Genomic DNA, 7,250 nt, shown 5'->3' on the forward strand with positions numbered 1-7,250 from the left:
AGTGGTTTATCGTAATTTGAAAATTTCGCGGGAAGCGGCGATGAGGTCGTGGCGTTCGTTGGCGCCGGCCTCGCGCAATTGCGCGCAAGGGGTGTGGATCAATTTATTGGTCAAGGTGTGGGCGAGACGCTGCAACACTTCGTCGGCAGCTGCGCCGCTGTTGAGTTGGGCGAGCGCTCTTTGCAAGGCTTCGTCGCGAGTCTGTTCGGCCTGCGTGCGGAAATCGCGGATGGTTTCTTGCGCGCCTTGGGAACGTAGCCAGGCCATAAAATGTTCGACCTGGGTGTCGATAATTTCCTCGGCCTGCTCGGCGGCGCGGCGGCGCGAGTCCATGTTTTGATTGACGGTGTTTTGCAGATCGTCGACGGTGTACAGATAGACGTCGCGCAGTTGCGCAACCTCCGCCTCGATGTCACGTGGCACGGCGAGATCGACCATGAACATGGGTTTGTGCTTGCGGATTTTGATCGCGCTTTCCACGCGACCTTTACCAAGTATCGGCAATTGGCTGGCGGTGGACGACACCACAATATCAGCTTCTGCTAAATGATTCGGCAGCTCTGCAAGGTTGATCGCGTAGCCGTTGAATTGCATCGCCAGGGCGTGGGCTTTGTCGTAAGTGCGGTTGGCAATGATGATGCGGCCTATGCCGTGCTGGTACAGGTGTCTAGCCGTGAGCTCTATGGTCTCGCCGGCGCCTATCAACAGCGCGGTTTGTTCGCTGAGTTTGTCGAAAATCTGTTGCGCCAGTTGCACGGCAGCAAATGCGACCGAGACCGGGCTGGAGCCGATAGCGGTGTCGGTGCGGACTTTTTTGGCGGCGGAAAACGTGTGTTGAAATAACTTGCTGAGATTTCTACCCAGCGTGCCGGCCTGCGAAGCGGCATGGTAGGCGGTTTTCATCTGGCCGAGAATTTGCGGCTCGCCCAAGATCATCGAATCCAGGCCGCAAGCCACGCGGAACATATGTCTTATCGATTGGCTATCTTTGTAGCTGTATAGATAGGGGGTGAAATCGGCTGGTTTGATCTGTTTGGTGTCGGCTATCCAGTTTACCAACGAGGATTGGTTGTCGCTGTCAGCCTGATAGTAAAACTCGGTGCGGTTGCAAGTCGATAGAATGGCCGCCTCGCTGATTTCTCGAAGATTCCACAGGTTTTTCAGCGTGTTATCGAGCATTTCCGTCGGGAACGCCAAGCGTTCGCGGATCGCGACCGGGGCTGTATTGTAATTTATCCCTACGGCAAGAAGAGTCATCGGTTGCGAACAATAGCACAAGAAAAGTCCGCTATTTTAAGGAATGCGCTGTTTTTGTCCAAATACAATGAAACGACAGTCCGATTCAGGGGCTTTTTCTGGTAATCTATCGTCAATAGTTTTTCAAAAGTGGGTCAATTGATTGCATGAAAAAATGGATAGCCATAGCAATGTTTTTATCGATGTCAGGATGCGCTGTTTCTCCTGAGAAAGAGCCTGACGCAGAAGGTTTGCCAGCCAAGCCGGAGGGTTTGGAAAGCAGAGTTAACCGCAATACGGTGATCGACGAAGAGGTGCTCTATTTGCTGATGGCCGCGGAATTGGCAGGGCAGCGCAATCAGTATCACTTGGCCATGGATGCTTATTTGCAAGCCGCTAAGCGAGTCGATGATCCGAGGATTGCGGAGCGAGCAGTCAAAATCGGTTTGTTTTTGAAAGATGAGCAGCGTACCCGTGAGGCCCTGACGGTTTGGTTGTCCAAAGACGGTAAAAATTTGGCAGCCAGAAAGTTTGCCGTGTTATTGGCGATCAAAAATTCAGATCAAAAGGCGGCGGTAGAAAATCTCAATGCCATGCTGGCTGACGATCCGGCCGGTTTTGAGGCGGGTGTGCTGGAAATGACCAAGTTAATGGAAAAAGAAGGTCGCACGCAGTTTACCTACGATGTGTTGGAAGAGCTGGCTGTTGAGCACCCTAACCAAGCGAGTGTGTTTTTCTTGCAGGCGGTTTTAGCGTCGGTTTTGCAGAATAACGACTTGGCCCAGCAGAAAGTTAGTCAAGCATTGCTGATACAGCCCGATTGGAATAAGGCCGTGATTTTGCAAGCACAGCTGGCCGGGCGCTCAGGAGACTTGGCTAAGGCGCGCACCTCTTTGGAAAAAGCGGTCAAGGCGGCGCCTGAAGATAGAATGCTTAGAAAGATGTTGTTGGAAGTGTTGGTTAATGGTCGTGACTACGACGATGCGATAAAGCTTTGTCAGAGCGTGCTGGAAGATAAGCCCGATGATGCGGAAACCTTGTTCACGCTTGCATTGATTTATATGCAACAAGGCCAGGTCGATAAGGCTGAAAACGTGCTTGAGAAGTTGTTGAGCAATCCGGAGTGGGAAGGGCAGGCTAGTTTTTATTTGGGCAAGATCGAGGTTGATCAACAGCATCCCGATAAGGCTTTGACGTGGTTTGATCGGGTGAGCGACGGCAATTACGCTTTCGATGCGGATATGGCTGCGGTGTCATTGTTGATGAACCAGAAACGCTTCGACGAGATTGAGGCGCGCATCAAGCGGATGGATAACAAATATCCGGAGCAGCATTTGCGAGTTTTGATGGTTAAGGCCGAGCTTTATAACCAATTGGGTAAATACCAGGAAGCCTTCGATGTCTTGACACAGGCGTTGAAAGACATGCCCGATAATCGCGAAGTGTTGTACGCCAGGGCTTTGGTTGCCGAGCGCTTGGATAAGCTGGATGTGCTCGAATCTGATTTGCAGAAAATTTTAGACAAAAAGCCGGACGATGTTGGTGCGCTGAATGCGTTGGGTTATACGTTGACCGACAGAACGCAGCGCTATGAGGAGGCGGCCAAGTACTTGGAGCGCGCTTTAAGTTTGCAGCCTGATGAGGCGGTGGTAATAGACAGCTACGGCTGGTTGCAGTTTAAGCTTGGCAAGCCCGAGCGGGCGTTGGAATTTCTGCGTAGAGCCTATGAAAAGCAGCCGGAAAATGAGATTGCAGCGCATATAGCCGAGGTGCTTTGGTCTTTAGGCGAGAAAAAGGAAGCAAAAGAGCTTTTTGACAGCGTCTATAAAAAATCTCCAGATGACGAATATTTGTTGGAATTTAAAAAACGCTTTTTGCAGAACGGGCAATGATTTTTAGGAACAGCGTATTTTTGTTGTCTGTCATGTCATTAGCAGGCTGCTCGTTGTTGTCCGAGAAGCCTGTTGAGGTGTATCGGCTGCAAGATATGCAAGTTTTGCAGCAGCAGCGGCAATGGTATTTTGAAGGACGTTTGGCTTTGGCTGATGAGAGAGACTCGATTTCAGCTTCGGTGAGTTGGCGGCATCGCTTTGATCGGGATGACATTGAGCTTGCTGGGCCCCTGGCTCAAGGCAAGCTTGTGATTTCCGTATCGGCTGATATGGTGTCTGTGGATGATGGCGATATCCGTAAAGAGTTTCGCGGGCCGGTTGAAGAGGTATTGGCCGAGCAGCTAGGCGTGACGATGCCCGTGAATGCTTTGAAATATTGGGTGCTAGGCTTGCCTGATCCTGAACAGTCGTTTGTCGAACAGGTTGATGGGTTTTTCCAGGCTGGATGGCGGGTCGGTTTCAAAGAAATGCAGCATGTTAATGCCATGGTGCTGCCGCGAAAAATCAATGCGGAAAAAGACAAGACAAGAATTAAATTAGTAGTCGATCAATGGGATTTGTCGTGATGGAAATGCAAGAACAGACGGCGGGTTGGGGCGAGAGATGGCCGGCGCCGGCTAAGTTGAATCTAATGCTGAGAATCACCGGGCGTCGTCCCGATGGTTACCATTTGCTACAAACAGTATTTCAAATTATTGATTTGTGTGATTGGATAACGTTTTACCCAGCGGAAAATGGCCGGGTCTATTTACGTAATCCAATTCCAGGTGTGCCTGAGCACGAAGACTTAACCGTTCGTGCTGCCAACTTGTTGAAACAATATGCCGGTTGTTCATCTGGGGTGTGCATCGACGTTGAAAAGAATCTGCCCATGGGCGGCGGCTTGGGGGGGGGGAGTTCGGATGCTGCAACTGCTCTGGTGGTGCTGAATAGGTTGTGGAATCTGCACTTGCCATTAGAAAAATTGATGGAGTTGGGCTTGCAACTTGGCGCAGATGTACCTGTTTTTGTCTATGGTTACACTGCGTGGGGTGAAGGTGTTGGCGAGGAATTAAAGCCCATAACGATCCCGGAGCAATGGGTTGTGGTGATCAAGCCTGATTGTCACGTTAACACTAAGCAGATTTTTTTGGCCGAAGAGTTGACAAGAGATAGTAAATCCATCACAATGCGCGACTTTATTGCAGGCGATTGTCGGAATGATTGTCTTCCGGTCGTTAGTAAGTTGTATAAGTCGGTGAGTGATGCGCTGGATGCGTTATCTCAATATGCAGAAGCAAGATTGACGGGGACTGGCGCTTGTGTGTTTGCTCAGTTCAATTCGGAGCAGTCTGCGCGTGAGGCGTTTTCTGGATTAAGCCAGAATTGGTCAGTTTATTTGGCTCGCGGACTTAATGTGTCGCCTCTGTATGAAAAATTAGAACACGGATCTGTTTAATCAATTTAATGGGCTGTCGCCAAGCGGTAAGGCACGAGGTTTTGATCCTCGCATACCAAGGTTCGAATCCTTGCAGCCCAGCCATAATCTCCACACAATAGTTCCTTGGGAGTGCTTGAATGCGTGAAGCCTCGGTAATGGTATTCTCGGGGAATGCCAATAAGGCGTTGTCTGAGGGTATTGTGAAGAAGCTCAATATGCGCCTAGGTATGGCCACTGTTGGTCGCTTTAGTGATGGCGAGATTTTTGTTGAGATAGAAGAGAATGTTAGGGGTAGGGATGTATTTGTCATACAACCCACCTGTGCGCCCACCAATGAAAACCTGATGGAATTGTTGGTGATGATTGATGCTCTGCGGCGAGCGTCTGCGGCCAGAATAACTGCGGTTATGCCTTATTACGGCTATGCCCGGCAAGATCGGCGTTCAAGGTCCGCTAGGGTGCCTATTACTGCAAGATTGGTTGCGGATATGATAGGAAATGCTGGGGCTGATCGGGCATTGACAGTAGATTTGCATGCGGATCAAATTATGGGGTTCTTCGGGATTCCGGTTGATAATGTGTATGCTTCGCCCATTTTGCTAGGCGATATTTGGCGGCAAGAGTACGAAGATTTGATTGTGGTTTCGCCGGATGTCGGTGGCGTGGTAAGGGCTCGAGCCATTGCCAAGCGCCTGGGCGATGCTGATTTGGCGATAATCGACAAGCGTAGGCCTAGGCCGAACGTTTCTGAAATAATGCACATTATCGGCGATGTCGAGGGTCGGACATGTGTCATGGTAGATGACTTGGTCGATACGGCGGGCACTTTGTGTCACGCGGCGGAAGCGCTCAAGAAAAACGGTGCCAAGAAGGTTGTTGCATACTGTACTCATCCGGTGTTATCCGGTGCAGCTGCGGAAAATGTTGAAAACTCTGTTCTTGATGAGTTGGTGGTCACGGATACAATTCCGTTAACTGCTGAGTTGTCCGGGATTGCTAAAATCAGGCAGTTAAGCGTCGCTGAGATGCTGGCGGAAACAATACGGCGGATAGCTGTGGGTGAGTCTGTGAGCTCGCTATACGTTGATTGATAAGAATTAAAGTAGTGCTTGTGGAACAAGCTTTTGGAGAAAAAGATGGCTAACGTGTTTGAATTTGTTGCAGAAGCTCGCAGTGCCTCGGGCAGTAGTGCGGCCAAAGTTGTTCGTCGCCAGGGTAAAGTGCCAGCAGTAGTTTATGGTGGTAACGGTGCTCCTGAGATGTTGTTGCTGGATCACAACGAAGTAGTTAAGCATTTGGTGCATGAGGCCGTTTATTCGCATGTGCTTGATCTTAAAATCGACGGTAAAACAGAAAAAGCTGTTCTTAAGCATATACAGCGGCACCCTGCAAAACCAATAGTTTTGCACATGGACTTTATGCGGGTTGATGAGACTCATAAGTTGAAAGTGCATGTGCCTTTGCATTTTGTCAACGAGGCTATTTCGGTCGGCGTTAAGAAGGGTGGTTTAGTAACTCATGCTATGGCTGATGTGGAAGTGTTGTGTATGCCTTCTGCTTTGCCGGAATTTATCGAGGTAGATTTAGCGAGTGTGGATGTTGGTTCGACAATACATCTATCTGATTTGGTTTTGCCGGCTGGTGTTGAGATTGCTGCGTTGCAGCATGGTGCAGAGCATGATCATCCTGTTGCGCAAATCGTCAAGCCAAGATCGGCGGAAGTTGCTGAGTAAAAGCATTTAAAGCTTCGTTTGAATGATTAAGTTAGTTGTTGGTCTGGGTAATCCCGGGCGGCAATACGAAAAAACCCGGCATAACGCCGGGTTTTTCTTTGTGGACTATCTGGCGGGGGTGGCTGGCGCCGGTTGGTCAAGCAGTGGTCAGTTTTCTGGCGAAGTTGCGGAATGCAATGTCGGTGGATGCAGGCTTATGTTGTTAAAGCCGATGACTTTTATGAATAAAAGCGGAATGTCTGTCGGTAAGTTTTTGCGTTATTACAAGTTCAGTCCTGAAGAAATGCTCGTGGCTCATGATGATCTCGAGCTGTTCGAGGGTCTTGTTAGATTAAAGCGGGATGGTGGGCATGGAGGGCATAATGGACTTCGTGACATCATTGCACATATAGATTCTCGTGACTTTTATCGGCTAAGGTTCGGTATTGGTCGTCCCGTGGCTGGGGAGAAGGTGGCGGATTATGTGCTGTCTGGATTGTCTCTTGACGCTCAGGCTGGATTGTTAAGGGTGTTTGAAGAAGTAGCAAAAAATATGGCGGATGTGGTCGTGGGAAATTTTGCGTTCATGAGTGATTGAGTCTCGTTCATGCGACGGTCTAAAAAAAGCTTGACTAGGATTTTATAAATAAGGATAATTGATCGAATAAGTAACGGAGGGGTTCCCGAGCGGCCAAAGGGATCAGACTGTAAATCTGCCGGTTCTACCTTCGGAGGTTCGAATCCTCCCCCCTCCACCACCAAATTTAATGGAATCTGCGGGTGTAGTTCAATGGTAGAACTCCAGCCTTCCAAGCTGATTGCGTGGGTTCGATTCCCATCACCCGCTCCATTCTCGAGGTAAGGTACTCGCTCATATAGCTCAGTAGGTAGAGCACTTCCTTGGTAAGGAAGAGGTCACCGGTTCGAATCCGGTTATGAGCTCCATACAGGATTGATTGTTTTTGTTGTAGTTAGGGTGTTCCATAATGG

General features: G+C 49.4%; 7 protein-coding genes and 4 tRNA genes. 10 read left to right on the plus strand and 1 reads right to left on the minus strand.

Annotated elements, in window-relative coordinates; genetic code table 11:
- Positions 1 to 6: 6 nt before the first annotated feature.
- Positions 7 to 1,257 (minus strand): glutamyl-tRNA reductase, encoded by a 1,251-nt coding sequence (hemA, locus tag NP589_RS05415; protein ID WP_064009321.1) that lies wholly within the window; start codon positions 1,255 to 1,257, stop codon positions 7 to 9.
- Between the two features lie 146 nt (positions 1,258 to 1,403).
- Here hemA and NP589_RS05420 point away from each other — a divergent pair, with 146 nt between their 5' ends.
- The 10 genes from NP589_RS05420 (at position 1,404) to NP589_RS05465 (ending at position 7,205) form a co-directional block, all read left to right on the plus strand.
- A complete protein-coding gene (locus tag NP589_RS05420; RefSeq protein WP_256606074.1) occupies positions 1,404 to 3,128 on the plus strand; it encodes a tetratricopeptide repeat protein in 1,725 nt (574 codons plus the stop codon).
- The gene (lolB, locus tag NP589_RS05425; protein ID WP_256606075.1) at positions 3,125 to 3,694 is read left to right on the plus strand and encodes a lipoprotein insertase outer membrane protein LolB; all 570 of its coding nucleotides are present in this window, start codon (positions 3,125 to 3,127) and stop codon (positions 3,692 to 3,694) included. Before NP589_RS05420 ends, lolB begins: the two co-directional genes overlap by 4 nt.
- Positions 3,694 to 4,566, plus strand: a complete 873-nt coding sequence (ispE, locus tag NP589_RS05430; RefSeq protein ID WP_256606076.1) for a 4-(cytidine 5'-diphospho)-2-C-methyl-D-erythritol kinase — start codon at positions 3,694 to 3,696, stop codon at positions 4,564 to 4,566. Before lolB ends, ispE begins: the two co-directional genes overlap by 1 nt.
- A 9-nt stretch (positions 4,567 to 4,575) precedes the next feature.
- Positions 4,576 to 4,650 (plus strand) — tRNA-Gln (locus NP589_RS05435).
- 35 nt (positions 4,651 to 4,685) lie between these two features.
- The gene (locus NP589_RS05440; RefSeq protein ID WP_064009325.1) at positions 4,686 to 5,639 is read left to right on the plus strand and encodes a ribose-phosphate diphosphokinase; all 954 of its coding nucleotides are present in this window, start codon (positions 4,686 to 4,688) and stop codon (positions 5,637 to 5,639) included.
- Between the two features lie 45 nt (positions 5,640 to 5,684).
- Positions 5,685 to 6,281 (plus strand): 50S ribosomal protein L25/general stress protein Ctc, encoded by a 597-nt coding sequence (locus NP589_RS05445; protein ID WP_256606077.1) that lies wholly within the window; start codon positions 5,685 to 5,687, stop codon positions 6,279 to 6,281.
- Between the two features lie 22 nt (positions 6,282 to 6,303).
- Positions 6,304 to 6,858, plus strand: coding sequence for an aminoacyl-tRNA hydrolase (gene pth, locus NP589_RS05450; protein WP_256606078.1), 555 nt, complete (start codon positions 6,304 to 6,306; stop codon positions 6,856 to 6,858).
- Between the two features lie 75 nt (positions 6,859 to 6,933).
- Positions 6,934 to 7,018 (plus strand) — tRNA-Tyr (locus tag NP589_RS05455).
- Between the two features lie 18 nt (positions 7,019 to 7,036).
- Positions 7,037 to 7,110, plus strand: a tRNA-Gly gene (locus NP589_RS05460).
- A 19-nt stretch (positions 7,111 to 7,129) separates the two neighbouring features.
- A tRNA-Thr gene (locus NP589_RS05465) sits at positions 7,130 to 7,205 on the plus strand.
- Positions 7,206 to 7,250 lie beyond the last annotated feature (45 nt).

Source organism: Methylomonas rosea (genome assembly GCF_024505055.1).
In the GTDB taxonomy this organism is placed as follows: Bacteria; Pseudomonadota; Gammaproteobacteria; order Methylococcales; family Methylomonadaceae; genus Methylomonas; species Methylomonas rosea.

What these genes read in the sequence shown, in the direction of transcription:
- lolB (WP_256606075.1), top strand. Translation starts at nt 3,125, where the DNA reads ATGATTTTTAGGAACAGCGTATTTTTGTTGTCTGTCATGTCATTAGCA.
- hemA (WP_064009321.1), bottom strand. Translation starts at nt 1,257, where the DNA reads ATGACTCTTCTTGCCGTAGGGATAAATTACAATACAGCCCCGGTCGCG.
- NP589_RS05445 (WP_256606077.1), top strand. Translation starts at nt 5,685, where the DNA reads ATGGCTAACGTGTTTGAATTTGTTGCAGAAGCTCGCAGTGCCTCGGGC.
- ispE (WP_256606076.1), top strand. Translation starts at nt 3,694, where the DNA reads ATGGAAATGCAAGAACAGACGGCGGGTTGGGGCGAGAGATGGCCGGCG.
- NP589_RS05440 (WP_064009325.1), top strand. Translation starts at nt 4,686, where the DNA reads ATGCGTGAAGCCTCGGTAATGGTATTCTCGGGGAATGCCAATAAGGCG.
- NP589_RS05420 (WP_256606074.1), top strand. Translation starts at nt 1,404, where the DNA reads ATGAAAAAATGGATAGCCATAGCAATGTTTTTATCGATGTCAGGATGC.
- pth (WP_256606078.1), top strand. Translation starts at nt 6,304, where the DNA reads ATGATTAAGTTAGTTGTTGGTCTGGGTAATCCCGGGCGGCAATACGAA.